General features: G+C 59.1%; 14 protein-coding genes. 10 read left to right on the forward strand and 4 right to left on the reverse strand.

Annotated elements, in window-relative coordinates:
- The first annotated feature begins 115 nt into the window (after positions 1-115).
- Together BM151_RS12310 and BM151_RS12315 are read left to right on the forward strand one after the other, a co-directional pair.
- Positions 116-2,380 carry an NADP-dependent malic enzyme gene (locus tag BM151_RS12310; protein WP_090061016.1) on the forward strand — a complete coding sequence of 755 codons (2,265 nt, stop codon included), beginning with the start codon at positions 116-118 and terminating at the stop codon, positions 2,378-2,380.
- Between the two features lie 38 nt (positions 2,381-2,418).
- Positions 2,419-3,294, forward strand: coding sequence for a ribokinase (locus BM151_RS12315; protein WP_090061017.1), 876 nt, complete (start codon positions 2,419-2,421; stop codon positions 3,292-3,294).
- 72 nt (positions 3,295-3,366) lie between these two features.
- On the opposite strand, the gene BM151_RS12320 is transcribed toward BM151_RS12315, so the two are convergent.
- Positions 3,367-4,590: an argininosuccinate synthase gene (locus BM151_RS12320; RefSeq protein ID WP_090061018.1), complete on the reverse strand. Its 1,224-nt coding sequence runs from the start codon at positions 4,588-4,590 to the stop codon at positions 3,367-3,369.
- 149 nt (positions 4,591-4,739) lie between these two features.
- Between BM151_RS12320 and BM151_RS12325 the strand changes: the two genes are divergently transcribed.
- Together BM151_RS12325 and ilvA are read left to right on the forward strand one after the other, a co-directional pair.
- Entirely contained in the window at positions 4,740-5,492 is a 753-nt protein-coding gene (locus tag BM151_RS12325) for a hypothetical protein (protein ID WP_143093095.1), read from the forward strand.
- Positions 5,485-6,741 carry a threonine ammonia-lyase IlvA gene (gene ilvA, locus BM151_RS12330; protein WP_090061020.1) on the forward strand — a complete coding sequence of 419 codons (1,257 nt, stop codon included), beginning with the start codon at positions 5,485-5,487 and terminating at the stop codon, positions 6,739-6,741. Before BM151_RS12325 ends, ilvA begins: the two co-directional genes overlap by 8 nt.
- A 9-nt stretch (positions 6,742-6,750) precedes the next feature.
- On the opposite strand, the gene BM151_RS12335 is transcribed toward ilvA, so the two are convergent.
- Positions 6,751-7,071, reverse strand: a complete 321-nt coding sequence (locus BM151_RS12335) for an Hpt domain-containing protein (RefSeq protein ID WP_090061021.1) — start codon at positions 7,069-7,071, stop codon at positions 6,751-6,753.
- Positions 7,072-7,239: 168 nt separating this feature from the next.
- Between BM151_RS12335 and BM151_RS12340 the strand changes: the two genes are divergently transcribed.
- Positions 7,240-8,520, forward strand: coding sequence for a PP2C family protein-serine/threonine phosphatase (locus BM151_RS12340; RefSeq protein ID WP_090061022.1), 1,281 nt, complete (start codon positions 7,240-7,242; stop codon positions 8,518-8,520).
- Here the strand turns inward: BM151_RS12340 and BM151_RS12345 are convergent.
- Positions 8,505-8,936 (reverse strand): NUDIX domain-containing protein, encoded by a 432-nt coding sequence (locus BM151_RS12345; RefSeq protein WP_090061023.1) that lies wholly within the window; start codon positions 8,934-8,936, stop codon positions 8,505-8,507. The genes BM151_RS12340 and BM151_RS12345 overlap by 16 nt on opposite strands.
- 79 nt (positions 8,937-9,015) lie before the next feature.
- Between BM151_RS12345 and hslO the strand changes: the two genes are divergently transcribed.
- The 5 genes from hslO (at position 9,016) to BM151_RS12370 (ending at position 13,538) form a co-directional block, all read left to right on the forward strand.
- Entirely contained in the window at positions 9,016-10,014 is a 999-nt protein-coding gene (gene hslO, locus BM151_RS12350; protein ID WP_090061024.1) for an Hsp33 family molecular chaperone HslO, read from the forward strand.
- On the forward strand, positions 9,998-10,603 hold the full coding sequence (locus tag BM151_RS12355) for a CoA pyrophosphatase (protein ID WP_090061025.1): 606 nt from the start codon (positions 9,998-10,000) through the stop codon (positions 10,601-10,603). The genes hslO and BM151_RS12355 overlap by 17 nt, the downstream gene beginning before the upstream one ends.
- On the forward strand, positions 10,600-11,751 hold the full coding sequence (locus tag BM151_RS12360; protein ID WP_177213127.1) for a CCA tRNA nucleotidyltransferase: 1,152 nt from the start codon (positions 10,600-10,602) through the stop codon (positions 11,749-11,751). The genes BM151_RS12355 and BM151_RS12360 overlap by 4 nt, the downstream gene beginning before the upstream one ends.
- On the forward strand, positions 11,751-12,968 hold the full coding sequence (locus tag BM151_RS12365) for a class I SAM-dependent RNA methyltransferase (RefSeq protein WP_090061026.1): 1,218 nt from the start codon (positions 11,751-11,753) through the stop codon (positions 12,966-12,968). The genes BM151_RS12360 and BM151_RS12365 overlap by 1 nt, the downstream gene beginning before the upstream one ends.
- A gap of 69 nt (positions 12,969-13,037) precedes the next feature.
- Positions 13,038-13,538, forward strand: a complete 501-nt coding sequence (locus BM151_RS12370) for a L,D-transpeptidase family protein (RefSeq protein WP_090061027.1) — start codon at positions 13,038-13,040, stop codon at positions 13,536-13,538.
- A gap of 38 nt (positions 13,539-13,576) precedes the next feature.
- Here the strand turns inward: BM151_RS12370 and dalA are convergent, their stop codons facing one another.
- Positions 13,577-14,113: a divisome-associated lipoprotein DalA gene (gene dalA / locus BM151_RS12375; protein WP_090061028.1), complete on the reverse strand. Its 537-nt coding sequence runs from the start codon at positions 14,111-14,113 to the stop codon at positions 13,577-13,579.
- Positions 14,114-14,273 lie beyond the last annotated feature (160 nt).

The raw sequence follows: 14,273 nt of genomic DNA on the forward strand, positions 1-14,273 counted from the left end.
CGGGGTAACTTAACCGCAGGGCGTGGGACGTAAAGGTGCGTTCGCACTCTTTTTGTTGAGACTGGGGGCGGGGAGGGCTAAGTAGACCCGACAGCCGACGAGGAGGCCCACCCGCATGTCCAAGACCAAACAGACCCGTGAAGAAGCGCTCGCATTCCACATGGAACCGCGCCCCGGCAAGTTCGACGTCGCGCCGAGTGTGCCGATGACGACCCAGCGGGATCTGTCGCTGGCCTATTCTCCGGGGGTTGCCGTGCCTTGCGAAGAGATCGCGAAAGCGCCGGAGACCGCGTACGATTACACCAACAAGGGCAACCTCGTGGCGGTGATCTCGAACGGCACCGCGGTCCTGGGTCTCGGCAATCTCGGCGCGCTGGCCTCGAAACCGGTGATGGAAGGCAAGGCGGTGCTGTTCAAGCGTTTCGCCGATGTGAATTCCATCGATATCGAATTGGACACCGAAGACCCGGAAGAGATCATCCGGGCGGTTAGCCTGATGGGGCCGAGCTTTGGCGGCATCAACCTCGAGGACATCAAGGCGCCGGAATGTTTCATCATCGAGCAGCGGCTCAAGGAAATGATGGATATCCCGGTGTTCCACGACGACCAGCACGGCACGGCGGTGATCTGTGCGGCGGGCCTGATCAATGCGCTGCATATTTCCGGCAAGAAAATCGAAGAGTGCAAGATCGTGCTCAACGGGGCGGGTGCTGCCGGGATCGCCTGTCTCGAGCTGGTCAAGGCCATGGGCGCCAAACACGACAATTGCATCATGTGCGACACCAAGGGTGTGATCTATCAGGGCCGTCAGGAAGGCATGAACCAGTGGAAATCGGCTCATGCCGCCGTCACCGATGCGCGTACATTGGGCGAAGCCATGGTGGATGCCGATGTGTTCCTCGGTGTTTCCGCCAAGGGCGCGGTGACGCAGGAGATGGTCAAGAGCATGGCGCCGAATGCGGTGATTTTCGCCATGGCCAACCCGGATCCGGAGATCACCCCGGAAGACGCCCATGCGGTGCGCGACGATGTGATCGTGGCGACCGGGCGTTCGGATTATCCGAACCAGGTCAATAACGTGCTGGGCTTTCCCTATCTGTTCCGTGGTGCGCTCGACATTCATGCCCGCGCGATCAATGACGAGATGAAAATCGCCTGTGCCGAAGCTCTGGCCGCGCTGGCACGCGAGGATGTGCCCGATGAGGTGGCTCTGGCCTATGGGCGCAAGCTGAGCTTCGGTCGCGATTACATCATTCCGACGCCGTTCGACCCGCGCCTCATCTACACCATCCCGCCCGCCGTGGCGCAGGTTGGTATGGACACCGGTGTGGCGCGGCGTCCGATCATCGACATGCAGGGCTATGCCCAGGATTTGCAGGCCCGGATGGACCCGTCGGCGCAGATGCTTCAAGGGCTCTATGCCCGGGCGCGTCAGGCACAGGCCACCATGGTCTTTGCCGAAGGCGACGATGCGCGGGTGTTGCGTGCCGCCGTCGCCTATCATCGGGGCGGCTTCGGGCGTGCGTTGGTTGTCGGACGCACCGAGGACATCCGCAAGAAGCTGGAGGAAGAGGGGCTGGGCGAAGCGATTTCCGAGATCGAGATCGTCAACGCGGCCAATACCCGTCACCTCGCGGAGTACAAGGATTTCCTCTACAAGCGTCTGCAGCGTTCCGGTTTCGACCAGAAGGATATTCACCGTCTGGCGGCGCGGGATCGTCATGCGTTCTCCGCCTTGATGCTGGCGCATGGTCATGCCGACGGTCTGGTGACCGGGGCGACGCGCAAATCGGCTCATGTGCTCGACCGGATCAATTCCGTTTTCGACGCCAAGGCCGAGGATGGCGCGGTGGGTGTCACCGCTGTGCTGCATAAGGGCCGGATCATTTTCATCACCGACACGCTGGTGCATGAATGGCCGGAGGAGGAAGACCTCGCCGATATCGCCACCGCCGCCGCCGCCGTTGCCCGCAAGATGGGGATCGAACCGCGGGTGGCTTTCGTATCCTTCTCGACCTTTGGCTATCCTGTGTCGGAACGCGCCGAGAAAATGCATATCGCGCCGCAGGTGCTCGACCAGCGCGGGGTCGATTTCGAATATGATGGCGAGATGACCGTGGACGTTGCGCTCAACCCCGACGCCATGGCGGCTTACCCGTTCTGCCGCCTCTCCGGTCCGGCCAATATCCTGGTCGTTCCGGCGCGCCATTCGGCCTCGATTTCGGTGAAACTGATGCAGGAGCTTGCGGGTGCCACCGTGATCGGTCCGATTTTGACGGGCGTCGACAGACCTATTCAGATTTGTTCAACTGTTTCGACGGTAAATGATATTCTGAATATGGCAGTTCTTGCCGCCTGCAAGGTGGGTCAGACCAAGTAAGCCAGACCAAACACGCAAAGAACGCGCGGGAGACATGTATGGCGATTTTCAATCTCGGTTCGGTGAATATCGATCATTTCTACATGCTTCCGCATTTTCCCGAGCCGGGGGAAACGCTCAGTGCGACCGGTCACAAGCTCGGGCTTGGCGGTAAGGGAACGAACCAATCCGTGGCGGCTGCGAAAGCCGGTGCGGAGGTGTTCCATATCGGTGCGATCGGCAAAAAGGACCCTTGGGTGCGTGAGCGCATCGAATCCTACGGGGTGAATTGCAAATTCCTGCGCGAAGTGGACGGAGAGACCGGCCATGCGGTGATCTATGTCGATCAGCAAGGCGAGAACATGATCGTTCTCGACCCGGCGGCGAATGTGAAACAGGACAGCGAATTTGTCATCGAGGCGATCGATCAGGCCAAACCGACCGATACGTTGTTGATGCAGAATGAAACCAATCTGCAACCCCAGACCGCGACCTTTGCCCTGGTCAAAGGCATGCGGGTGATCTATTCCGCCGCGCCGTTTTCCATTTCGGCGGTGAAGGATCTGATCCCCGATGTGTCGATCCTGGTGATGAACTCGATCGAAGCGGCGCAATTGTGCTCGGCGATGGGGGTATCGCTCGAACAAATCCCGGTGCCGCAGGTGATGGTGACGCTCGGCAGTAAAGGCGCAATGTGGCGTTCCAATGAGACCGGCGAGACGATCGAGGTCAGCTCTCCGAAAGTGACGCCGGTCGACACCACGGCGGCAGGCGACACCTATATCGGCTATTTCGCTGCCGGTCTCGATCTCGGCATGCCGGTCAAGGCCGCAATGGAATGGGCGGTTCAGGCGGCCGCGCTGAAAGTCACACGAGCCGGCACCGCCGATGCCATCCCCTCGGCCAATGAGGTGAAAAGCTTCCGCGCGGCGTGAGCGTTTCATGTGAAACTGGAAAAGAAAAGGGCGCCCACCGAGGCGCCCTTTCTGATTCTGTATCGTTTGCCGTTACTTGAGGCGGCGGTTGCGCGCAGCCAGAAGTTTGAGGCGCAGGGCGTTCAACTGGATGAAGCCTGCCGCATCTTTCTGGTCATAGGCGCCGGCGTCGTCTTCGAAGGTCACATGGGCCTCGGAATAGAGCGAGGCTTCGGACCAGCGGCCGACCGTATGGGTTGCGCCCTTGTAGAGCTTGAGACGCACGGTGCCGGAAACATGCTCCTGCGACTTGTCGATTGCGGCCTGGAGCATTTCGCGCTCCGGCGAGAACCAGAACCCGTTGTAAATCAGTTCGGCGTAGCGCGGCATCAGGCTGTCTTTCAGGTGGCCTGCACCGCTGTCGAGCGTGATCTGCTCGATGCCACGGTGTGCAGCCAGAAGAATCGTGCCGCCCGGGGTCTCGTAGATGCCGCGGGATTTCATGCCGACGAAGCGGTTTTCCACCAGATCGAGCACGCCGATACCGTGTTTGCCGCCAAGCTCGTTGAGCTTGGTCAGGAGCGTCGCGGGGGACATGGCTTCCCCGTTGATCGCGACCGCATCGCCCTTTTCAAAGGTGATCTCGATATACTCGGGTTCGTTCGGCGCCTGTTCGACCGGCACGGTGCGTTGCAGCACGTAATCCGGAGCTTCCTCGGCCGGGTTTTCGAGCACGCGACCCTCGGACGAGGTGTGCAACAGGTTGGCGTCGACCGAGAAAGGTGCTTCGCCGCGTTTGTTCTTGGCGATCGGGATCTGGTTCTTCTCGGCGAAGTCCAGGAGTTTGGTGCGCGACGACAGGTCCCATTCACGCCAGGGGGCGATCACCTTGATGTCGGGGTTCAGCGCGTAAGCGGAGAGCTCGAACCGTACCTGGTCGTTGCCCTTGCCTGTGGCGCCATGGGCGACGGCATCGGCACCGGTGGCTTCGGCGATCTCGACCAGACGCTTGGAAATCAGCGGCCGGGCAATCGAGGTGCCCAGGAGGTATTCACCTTCGTAAAGCGCATTGGCGCGGAACATCGGGAAAACGAAGTCACGCACGAATTCCTCGCGCACGTCTTCGATGTAGATGTTGTCCGGTTTGATGCCCAGAAGCTCAGCCTTTTGTCGTGCCGGCTCAAGTTCCTCACCCTGACCGAGATCGGCGGTGAAGGTCACAACCTCACAACCGTATTCGGTCTGAAGCCATTTCAGAATGATGGAGGTGTCGAGACCACCGGAATAGGCGAGAACCACTTTTTTGGGCGCAGACATGAGACTTTCCTTTTTCGGACACGCAGGCGCGATTATCGGGTTTTCGGGCCAAGAGCAAGGTTTGCCACCGAAGATTGCTTTAGCTTGGGCCGGAAAACCACTAAACCTGCGCAGAGAACAACCAAAATAGTTATGCGAAAAGGCTCATCATGACGGGGTTCATTCTATTTCGAAACGCGGTCTTGCGGGTTATCCGTCATATTGACGAGGCCTTGGCCGTCTCCGGTCTGATCTGGATCGCGATCCTGATCGTACAAATCCTCGTCTTTGAGGTGCTGAAAACGCAGGATTTCGCCGCCGGCGAGGGGGGGACCTTGTCGGGGCCGGTGATCCTGTTTCTGATCCTGTCCTATATCGTGATGTTTGTCGGTCCGAGCTGGATCGCGGTGGAATGGCATCGCTTCACCCTCGAAGGCAAACGTCCGACCTCGGCCTTCCCGCGTTGGAACGGTGGGCGTGTCTGGAGCTATCTGTTCCTCTCCATTGTCATGGGGGTTTTCATCGGTGTGATGATTGGGGTCGCGATCGCCGTGCTGGGATTGCTTTTCGGGAGCCTGTTCATGCAACCGGTCGGGGTCCTGTTGCTCAGCGCTCTGGTCGGTTTGCCAGCGGTCTATGTCTTTTTGCGGATGTCACCGGTTCTGCCCGGCGTGGCGCTGGGCGACAAGATTTCCTTCGCGACGGCGTGGAAGGCGACGCAACCGCATTCCGCCGTGATTTTTCAGGCGGGTATTCTTACGATTGCCGCCTTTCTGCTCATGCAATTTCTATCGCCCCTCTTTGGCAGCGGGTTCATCGGCCTGCTCTACGAGCTGGCTGCTGGATGGGTGCTTCTGATGATCAATGTCAGCCTCTTGTCCGCGATCTATGAGCTTGCGATGAAAGGGCATCTCGATGACTGACACAGATACGGACGGTTTTGCGAAACATGCACGTGAGGCCGAAACGCTGGTGCGGCGGCTGTTCGATCCGACGCCCTGCATGCGCAATGATCACCTGTCGAAGATCTACGACTGCGATGTCTGGCTCAAGCGCGAAGACTTGACGCCGGTACGTTCCTACAAGCTGCGCGGGGCCTGGAACGCGATGATCAAGGCGCGGGAGAAAGATCCGGCGATCTCGCTTTTCGTCTGTGCCTCTGCCGGCAACCATGCCCAGGGCGTGGCCTTTGCCTGTCGGCAATTCGGAGTGCGCGGTGTGATCTTCATGCCGGTGACGACCCCGCAGCAGAAAATCGACAAGACCAAGACCTTTGGCGGCGAAATGATCGAAATTCGCCTGATTGGGGACTATTTCGACAATACGCTGGAGGCCGCGCGGGCCTATTGCACCGAAGAGGGTGGGCATTTCCTCGCGCCGTTCGACGATCTCGACGTGATCGAGGGGCAAGCCACCGTTGCCGTCGAATTCATGCGCCAGATGGTGCCCGATGTCGTGGTCCTGCCGGTCGGCGGCGGTGGGCTTTCCGCCGGAATCGTCTCTTATCTCAAAGAGACAGCGCCCAAGGCCGAGATCTATTTCGTCGAACCGATGGGCGGGCGTTCCCTGAAAGCCGCCGTTGAGGCCGGGGAGCCGGTCACGCTCAGCGATGTCGACAGTTTCGTCGACGGCGCCGCCGTGGCCCGGATCGGAGAGATCCCCTTCGGTATTCTGAAAGACATCGCGCCCGACCATATTCTGGCCTGCCCGGAAGATCGCATTTGTTCCACGATGATCGACATGCTCAATGTCGAAGGGATCGTGTTGGAACCTGCCGGCGCCCTCTCCGTCGATGCCCTGCAAGACATTCGCGACAAGATCCGTGGCAAACATGTGGTCTGTGTGACCTCTGGCGGCAATTTCGATTTCGAACGCCTGCCCGAGGTCAAGGAACGCGCTCAGCGGTTCCGCAATCTCAAGAAATATTTCATCCTGCGGATGCCGCAACGCCCGGGAGCGCTGCGCGAGTTTCTCGATATGCTGGGGCCGGCGGATGACATTGCCCGGTTCGAATATCTGAAGAAATCCGCTCGAAACTTTGGTTCGGTGCTCATCGGTATCGAAACCGATGATCCGGGCAATTTCGCACATCTGTTCGAGAAAATGGATGCCGCCGGTCTGGTTTATCGCGATATCACCACGGATCAGGCATTGGCGGAATTCGTGCTCTGAGGCACGGGATCAGGCGGTCGCCTTCTCAATAAAGGCTGACCGCGATTTGGCATAGGCGTCGAAGATCGCCGGCAGATCGATCTCATCGCCGCGCCCGGTCCGTGCGGCGATCTCGCCGGCCTGGCACAGGCTCGAGAACGAGGCAAAGCCGAGGTTCAGGGAACTGCCTTTCAGGAAGTGCAGATCCTGTTCGAGGCGGGCGGTGTCCGGTTGCGCCTTCAGCCGTTCGATGACTTCATCCACCTCTTCGAGAAAGAGATCGACCACTTCGTGGAAATCTTCTGCGCCGACCTCGTCGCGCAATTCATCTACTCGGTTCCAATCAATCATGGTGCGCTCCTTTTGGTAAATAATAGGCTGCAGATCGTTACCCAAAGGTGAGTAACCAAAGAGAAAGCATGAAAACGGTCGGAAATTTCTAAAAAATTTTAGATTTAAGGGGGCATTAAACCGAGTGACGCATGTTCCACCTCATACGTGGTTTGAGAGGACACTGGTTTGGCCATCGCTCAGGAAAAACACCCCTATCTCCAGGCTGCACCGGAACGAGGGGTGGTGAATAATGTATTGATTGTGGACGATTCCCGGGCTCAAAGACGCATTCTGTCCTCCTATCTCGGGCGTTGGGGTTATGAGGTTTTCGAGGCGGCTTCCGGCGAGGAGGCGATGGAGGTCTGCCAGAGGGAAGCCATCGACCTGGTGGTCTCCGACTGGATGATGCCCGGCATGAGCGGTCTCGAATTCTGTCAGGCTTTCAGACAGTTGGACCGTGTCCACTATGGCTATTTCATTCTTCTCACCTCGAAATCCGACAAGGCGGAGATCGCCCAGGGGCTCGATATCGGTGCCGATGATTTTCTCACCAAGCCCGTGGCCGGGGACGAGCTTCTGGCGCGGATCCGGGCCGGGGAGCGGATCTTGCGGATGGAGCGCGAGCTGACGGAAAAGAACCGCCTGGTGAGTTCGACCCTGTCGGAGATTTCGGCGCTGTATGATTCGCTCGATCGCGACCTGGTCGAGGCGCGGAAATTGCAGCAATCTCTGGTGCGCGAGCGCTACCGCGATTTCGACACGGCACAGATTTCCCTGCTCTTGCGGCCAAGCGGCCATGTTGGCGGCGATCTTGTCGGGTTCTTTCCGATCAATGACCGCCAGTTCGGCATTTTTTCCATCGATGTCTCGGGCCATGGCATTGCCTCGGCCCTGATGACCGCGCGATTGGCAGCCTATTTGACGGGGTCGACTCCGGAGCAAAACCTGGCAATCAGCACCGACAAGGACGGCAATTACATTCCGACCGATCCCTCTGCGGTGGCGAAGACGCTCAACCGTCTGATGCTGGAAGAAATGGAGACGGATCTCTATTTCACGATGATCCTCGGGCATTTCGATCGCTTGAGTGGCGAATTCGTGATGACGCAATGCGGCCACCCGAACCCGGCGGTGCAATCCGTAGATGGCCATGTCACCTTCTTCGGCGACGGTGGTCTGCCGGTGGGGTTGATCCCGGCCGCCGAATACGAGGATGTGCGCATCACCCTGTCGCCCAAGGATCGCATTCTTGTGTTCTCCGATGGTGTGACGGAATGCCCCGATGGCGGCGATGGGATGTTGGGGGAAGAGGGTCTGGTCGAAATGTGCCAGCGGATTTCAACAGAGACCGGCAACGCTTTCTTCGATACGTTCCTCTGGGATCTGAACGACTTCAATAAGGATCAGGATTTCCCTGACGACATCTCGGCGATCCTGCTGGAATTTCCCGGTCAGAACACGGCGTGAAGAAACGCCCGGTCGCCGGGGTTTCCGAGGCTGATCGCGGCCTGTTCCGGGCTGGCCCAATGGGCGCTGTGATCCTGTTCCGGTGGTTCCGCCAGTTTTCGCACGGGCAGGGCACGATAGATGTGACAGATCTTTTCCGCCCAAAGCTCATACTCCGGCATGAAAACGAAGCGGCGAAAGGCGCCGAGATAGAGCGGCTTTGAAATCCGCCAGCCGGTTTCCTCATAAACTTCGCGATGCAGCGCCTGCACCGGGCTTTCCCCCGGATCGATCCCGCCACCGGGCAGCTGGAACTCATGATGAATGCCGGCCTGATAGGTCAGAAGCACGCGGCCGTTTTTCGGCAGAACCGCGTAGGCTCCGGCCCGCGTGCGATAGGGTTTGCCTGAAATTCTGGGGTCTCCGTAACGCCGCATCCCGCCTCTGCCTTTCATCACTGGTTGTTCCGCCTATATGAACAGGATATGCCAGCGCCGAACCTCAGGGGAAGCCAAAATGCTCGGATCCAAAATCGCTTGGGATGATACCGTCCTGCCATTTCAACTCGACGCCTCCGACATCCGCGGACGTGTCGTGCGGCTCGATGGCGTGCTCGACACGATCCTGTCGCAACATGCCTACCCGCCGGAGATCGAAGCTCTGGTGGCCGAGATGGCTTTGCTCACGGCGATGATCGGTCAGACCATGAAGCTGCGCTGGAAGCTCTCGCTTCAGGTCCGTGGCGATGGTCCGGCGCGTCTGATCGCGACCGATTACTATGCCCCCACGGCAGAAGGCGAACCGGCCCGGATCCGCGCCTATGCGTCTTATGACGCCAATCGGCTGTTGCCGCGGGTGGATCCGTTCTCGCAGATCGGCAAGGGATATTTCGCCATTCTGATCGATCAGGGTAAGGGTACGACCCCCTATCAGGGGATCACGCCGATCTCCGGCGGTTCGCTGTCGGCCTGTGCCGAAACCTATTTCGCGCAATCCGAACAACTGCCGAGCCGTTTCGCAACCACATTCGGTCGCTCGCAGCTGGCCGGCGGTCCGGAAAGCTGGCGCGCCGGCGGTGTGATGTTGCAGAAAATGCCGAAAGCCTCTCCCTTTGCACCCAAGGACGAGGCGGATGACGACGGTCTTCTGCGTGCGAAAGACATTCTCAACGAGGATGATTTCGAAGATTGGAACCGCGCCAATATCCTGCTCGACTCGGTCGAGGACATGGAGCTGATCGGGCCGCAGATTCACCCGACCGACCTCTTGGTACGGCTGTTCCACGAGGATCGCCCGAGAGTGTTCGATCCGCAATCGGTCGAGTTCGGCTGTAATTGTTCCGAAGAGCGGGTGCGCAACAGCCTGTCGATCTATTCGGCCAAGGATATTGCGCATATGACCACCGATGACGGCGTGGTCACGGCGGATTGCCAGTTCTGTGGCGCGCATTATGTTCTTGATCCGAAGACGGTCGGGTTCGAGGCGGGGGATGACACGGATGGTGATGCCGATTGATCGAGAATCTCTCGTCAACATGCTGAGAAATCCGGGGGTGCCCTCCTCGGATTTCGATTTGAACCGTGCGTTTCAGCCCAAATCCACAACTCCGCTGCGTCCGGCCGGGGTGTTGATCCCGATCCGGGAAACATCGGAAGGGCTCCGGCTGATCCTCACCAAACGCTCCTCGGCGCTCAAACATCATCCGGGTCAGATCGCCTTTCCCGGTGGGCGGGTAGATCCGGGAGATCGCAATCACATCGATGCGGCACTGCGCGAAGCCCATGAGGAAATCGGTTTGCCTGCCGCACAGGTGGAAGTTCTGGGTGAATTGCCGACCCATCAGACGGTCACCCAATTCGAAATGTTCCCGGTGTTGGGCTGGGTGTCCGGTGATTTCACGGCTGTGGCTGAACTCGGTGAAGTGTCGGAGATCTTCGATGTGCCACTCGCCCATGTGTTGAACCCGGAGAATTTCCGGATTCAGTCACGGCGTTGGCGCGGGCAGATGCGGTCTTTCTACACCGTGCCCTACGGGCCCTATTACATCTGGGGCGCGACGGCGCGGATCTTGCGCGGTCTCGCGGAACGGGCGGTGCAGGCATGAAATTGACGGCTCCCTGGCTCGACGCCGATCACGCGCAACGTCTCATGGCGATCTTTGCCGAGGCCGGAGAACAGGCTTATTTCGTTGGTGGATGCGTGCGCAACAGTCTCCTGGGTGTACCTGTCAGCGATCTCGATGTCTCGAGCTCGGCACGACCGGAGAAGACTATGGAGCTCGCAAGGGCGGCAGGTCTCAAAGCGGTTCCGACCGGCATCGAACATGGTACGGTGACCGTGGTGGTCGAAGACGAACCCTTTGAAATCACCACCTTTCGTCACGATGTCGAAACCGATGGCCGGCGTGCCGTGGTGGCTTTCTCGGAACATGTCGAAGACGATGCGCATCGGCGGGATTTCACCATGAACGCGCTTTATGCCGCCGCCGATGGCGAGATCATCGACCCGTTGGGTGGGCTGGCGGATCTCGAGGCGCGGCGGGTGCGGTTCATCGACGATGCGGATCAACGCATTCGCGAAGATTACCTGCGCATCCTGCGGTTCTTCCGATTTCATGCCTGGTATGGCGATGACACGGCGGGGCTGGACCCGGAAGGCTTGGCCGCCTGTGCCGCGAATTTGGCTGGATTGGAGACGCTTTCGCGCGAACGCGTCGGGGCGGAGATGGTCAAACTCCTTTCAGCGCCTGAACCGGATCTCGCGCTGGGCGCGATGGATCAATCGGGCGTTTTGAATGCCCTTCTGCCCGGTGCCTCGACGAAAGCCTTTTTCTTGCTGACTTCGATGGAACAGGCGCCGGATCCGATTGTCCGTTTGGCGGCGCTGGGGGCATTCGATGTCGCGGATCTCTTGCGCTTGTCAAAGAGCCAGACCCGGCAATATGCGGCGTTGCGTCGATATGCGGAGGAGGCGCAGTCGATTGCCGAGATCGCTTATCGCGACGGCGCAAAAATGGCCTTTGATGTGGCGATCCTGCGGGCCGCTTTCTTTGAGCAGCTTCTGCCCGGGGGGCTTCAAGACGAAATCAAAGATGGGGAAGAAGCGTTGTTTCCCTTGAAAGCCAAGGACCTGATGCCGGATTTCGACGGGCCTGCGCTCGGGTCGATGTTGCGGCAGTTGGAACAGGATTGGATCGACAGCGGTTTTGCATTGGACCGGTCCGCGCTTTTGGCGCGTGCCAAGGAGGCATGATGGAACGGTTTGAAGTTGTGCGTCTCGGCCACAAGGGCGATGGCATCACGACGGACGGAGTCTTTGTCGAGGGGGCTCTGCCCGGCGAGATTGTCGAAGGTACGGCAGAGAATGGTCGTGTCCGAGGGGCGAAGATCGTCGCCCCCTCAGCCGATCGGGTGAAGCCGGCCTGTCGCCATGCCAAAGCCTGCGGCGGCTGTGCGCTTCAGCATGTCTCCGACGAATTTGTGGCGAAATGGAAGTCTGATTTTGTCGCCTCCGCGCTGGAACATCAGGGAATTTCAGCCGAATTGGAGTCAATTTTGGCCTCTCCTCCGCAAAGCCGGCGTCGGGCCATTTTTCACGGTCGCCGGACCAAGAAGGGGGTGATGCTCGGGCTTCATGCGCGGGCGTCCGACAGTCTGGTGCCGGTGCCGGACTGTATCCTGATGGTGCCGGAGATCATGGTGGTCTATCCGAAACTGGAACAGTTGGTGCTCCTGGGTGCCTCGCGGCGTGCGGAGATGGATATCACCGTGATCGCGACGGAGACGGGGCTCGATATTTCGGTCGAGAACGGGAAGGAACTCACGCTCGATATGCGGGTCGATTTGGGGCAGTTTGTGCGGGATCTTGGTCTTGCGCGGCTCTCCTGGAACGGTGAAGATCTGGCTGGTGAGGCACAGCCCTATCTGCGCTTCGGTCAGGCCCGTGTGGTTCCGCCACCGGGGGCCTTCTTGCAAGCCACCAAGGCAGGCGAGGCCGCGCTTGTCGCGCTGATGCGGCGGGCCGTTCAGGGATCGGATCGGGTGATCGACCTTTTCGCGGGCTGTGGAACCTTTTCGCTTCCTCTGGCGGAGGAGACAGAGGTCCATGCGGTGGAGGGCCTGTCCGATATGCTCGACGCGCTGATGGCGGGATGGCGCCGTACCGAGGGGCTCAAGCCAATGACGATTGAAACCCGGGATCTGTTTCGACAGCCGGTGCGGCGTGACGAGTTGAACCGCTTTGATGCGGCCATTGTCGACCCGCCACGTCCGGGGGCCTTGGCGCAATGCGAAGAGATCGTCGAAAGCAGGCTGAAGACTCTGGGCTATGTCTCTTGCAACCCGATCACCTTTGCGCGTGACGCGAAAACGCTGATCGAGGCGGGGTTCGAAATCGAATGGATCGTGCCGGTGGATCAGTTTCGTTGGTCGCCGCATGTCGAGCTCGCGGCCTGTTTTCGACGGCGCTGAAGCTAGAAAATATTGCCCTGAATCGCCGTTCGGGTGTATCTAGTCCGAAAAAACAGATCGGGTAGTATTATGAAACGGCGGGCATTCCTGACCTCGGCAATTGCAGCTCTGGCGTCGCCTCTCGCGGCCTGGGCACGAACACTTAAACCCTATGAAGGGCCGGAGATTACGCGTGTCGTCATCTATAAGGGGCGTCGCAAGCTTTATCTCATTCACGGCCAAGAGGTTGTCGAGAGTTTCAAGATCGGCCTCGGCGGCAATCCGGTCGGACCGAAACGGTTCCAGGGCGACGGTAAGACGCCCGAAGGCAGCTATATCATCGATCGCAGGAATCCGAATTCTTCCTACCATTTGTCATTGGGGATTTCCTACCCGAATGCCGAGGATGTGGCCTATGCCAAGGCGCATGGGCGCAAGCCGGGAGGAGATATTTTCATCCATGGCCGGGCGGGCGAAAACCGCGGCAAGGGCAAGGATTGGACCGCGGGCTGTATCGCAGTCCGGGATCGGCATATCGAGCGGATCTACACGATGGTGGCAAACGGAACCCAGGTCGACATTGTTCCCTGACCTCCGTTTTCAACTCATGAGTGCAATGCCTTGGCGCTTCATTGCGGAAGCGTCATCGCACCGTGGCTCGAGCCGATCACAAGGGTCCACCAAAGCTTTCCGGTGCCTTCCTGATACCAGGAAAAGCCGATGTCGGTGGCTTTCGGATCGAGAATGATGTCGCGCGTGTCGCTTTCCTCCATCCAGGCGGAAAGAGTTTCGAGTTCGGTCTCATAGGTCTCGGAAATGTTTTCACCGAGCAACAGGCCCTGATAGCCGGAACGTGCGACGCGATCGAGCGGCGAGGAACCGTCGGAGCCGAAATGCCAGGGCCGGTTCTGCACATGCATATCGCGCGAATGGGTGGCGGCTGCAGCATTCAGATTGGCATTGAGCGCCACCTGAGGTGCGCCGGACGCCGTGCGCAGAGCATTGATGGAATCAAGCATGCGATATTGGATCTTCGCTTCGTCCCGGGCATTGATGCGATAAAGATGCGGAAGCGGTTTTCCATCGGGGCCGAGCTTTTCGGTCGGGGTGTCGCAGGCGCTCAATCCGATGAGGGCCACCATGAGGATCATGATAATCCGGGGCATTCCAGGTACTCCATAACTGTACCCGGATGCAGTAAACGCTTTGACATCCGGGATCAAATCATGTTCGCGAGATTTCGCCGGGAATGACGGTTTGATTTGCGACTGCGGCAAACGCGCCATATAAGACCTATATCCGCGGACATATCATGAATGGCCTATC

It is taken from the genome of Celeribacter neptunius (assembly GCF_900113955.1).
GTDB lineage: Bacteria > Pseudomonadota > Alphaproteobacteria > Rhodobacterales > Rhodobacteraceae > Celeribacter > Celeribacter neptunius.

Bases quoted from the DNA above. Each gene is read 5' to 3' on its own strand.
- BM151_RS12310 (WP_090061016.1), top strand. From the start codon at position 116: ATGTCCAAGACCAAACAGACCCGTGAAGAAGCGCTCGCATTCCACATG.
- BM151_RS12315 (WP_090061017.1), top strand. From the start codon at position 2,419: ATGGCGATTTTCAATCTCGGTTCGGTGAATATCGATCATTTCTACATG.
- BM151_RS12320 (WP_090061018.1), bottom strand. From the start codon at position 4,590: ATGTCTGCGCCCAAAAAAGTGGTTCTCGCCTATTCCGGTGGTCTCGAC.
- BM151_RS12325 (WP_143093095.1), top strand. From the start codon at position 4,740: ATGACGGGGTTCATTCTATTTCGAAACGCGGTCTTGCGGGTTATCCGT.
- ilvA (WP_090061020.1), top strand. From the start codon at position 5,485: ATGACTGACACAGATACGGACGGTTTTGCGAAACATGCACGTGAGGCC.
- BM151_RS12335 (WP_090061021.1), bottom strand. From the start codon at position 7,071: ATGATTGATTGGAACCGAGTAGATGAATTGCGCGACGAGGTCGGCGCA.
- BM151_RS12345 (WP_090061023.1), bottom strand. From the start codon at position 8,936: ATGCGGCGTTACGGAGACCCCAGAATTTCAGGCAAACCCTATCGCACG.
- hslO (WP_090061024.1), top strand. From the start codon at position 9,016: ATGCTCGGATCCAAAATCGCTTGGGATGATACCGTCCTGCCATTTCAA.
- BM151_RS12355 (WP_090061025.1), top strand. From the start codon at position 9,998: ATGGTGATGCCGATTGATCGAGAATCTCTCGTCAACATGCTGAGAAAT.
- BM151_RS12360 (WP_177213127.1), top strand. From the start codon at position 10,600: ATGAAATTGACGGCTCCCTGGCTCGACGCCGATCACGCGCAACGTCTC.
- BM151_RS12365 (WP_090061026.1), top strand. From the start codon at position 11,751: ATGGAACGGTTTGAAGTTGTGCGTCTCGGCCACAAGGGCGATGGCATC.
- BM151_RS12370 (WP_090061027.1), top strand. From the start codon at position 13,038: ATGAAACGGCGGGCATTCCTGACCTCGGCAATTGCAGCTCTGGCGTCG.
- dalA (WP_090061028.1), bottom strand. From the start codon at position 14,113: ATGCCCCGGATTATCATGATCCTCATGGTGGCCCTCATCGGATTGAGC.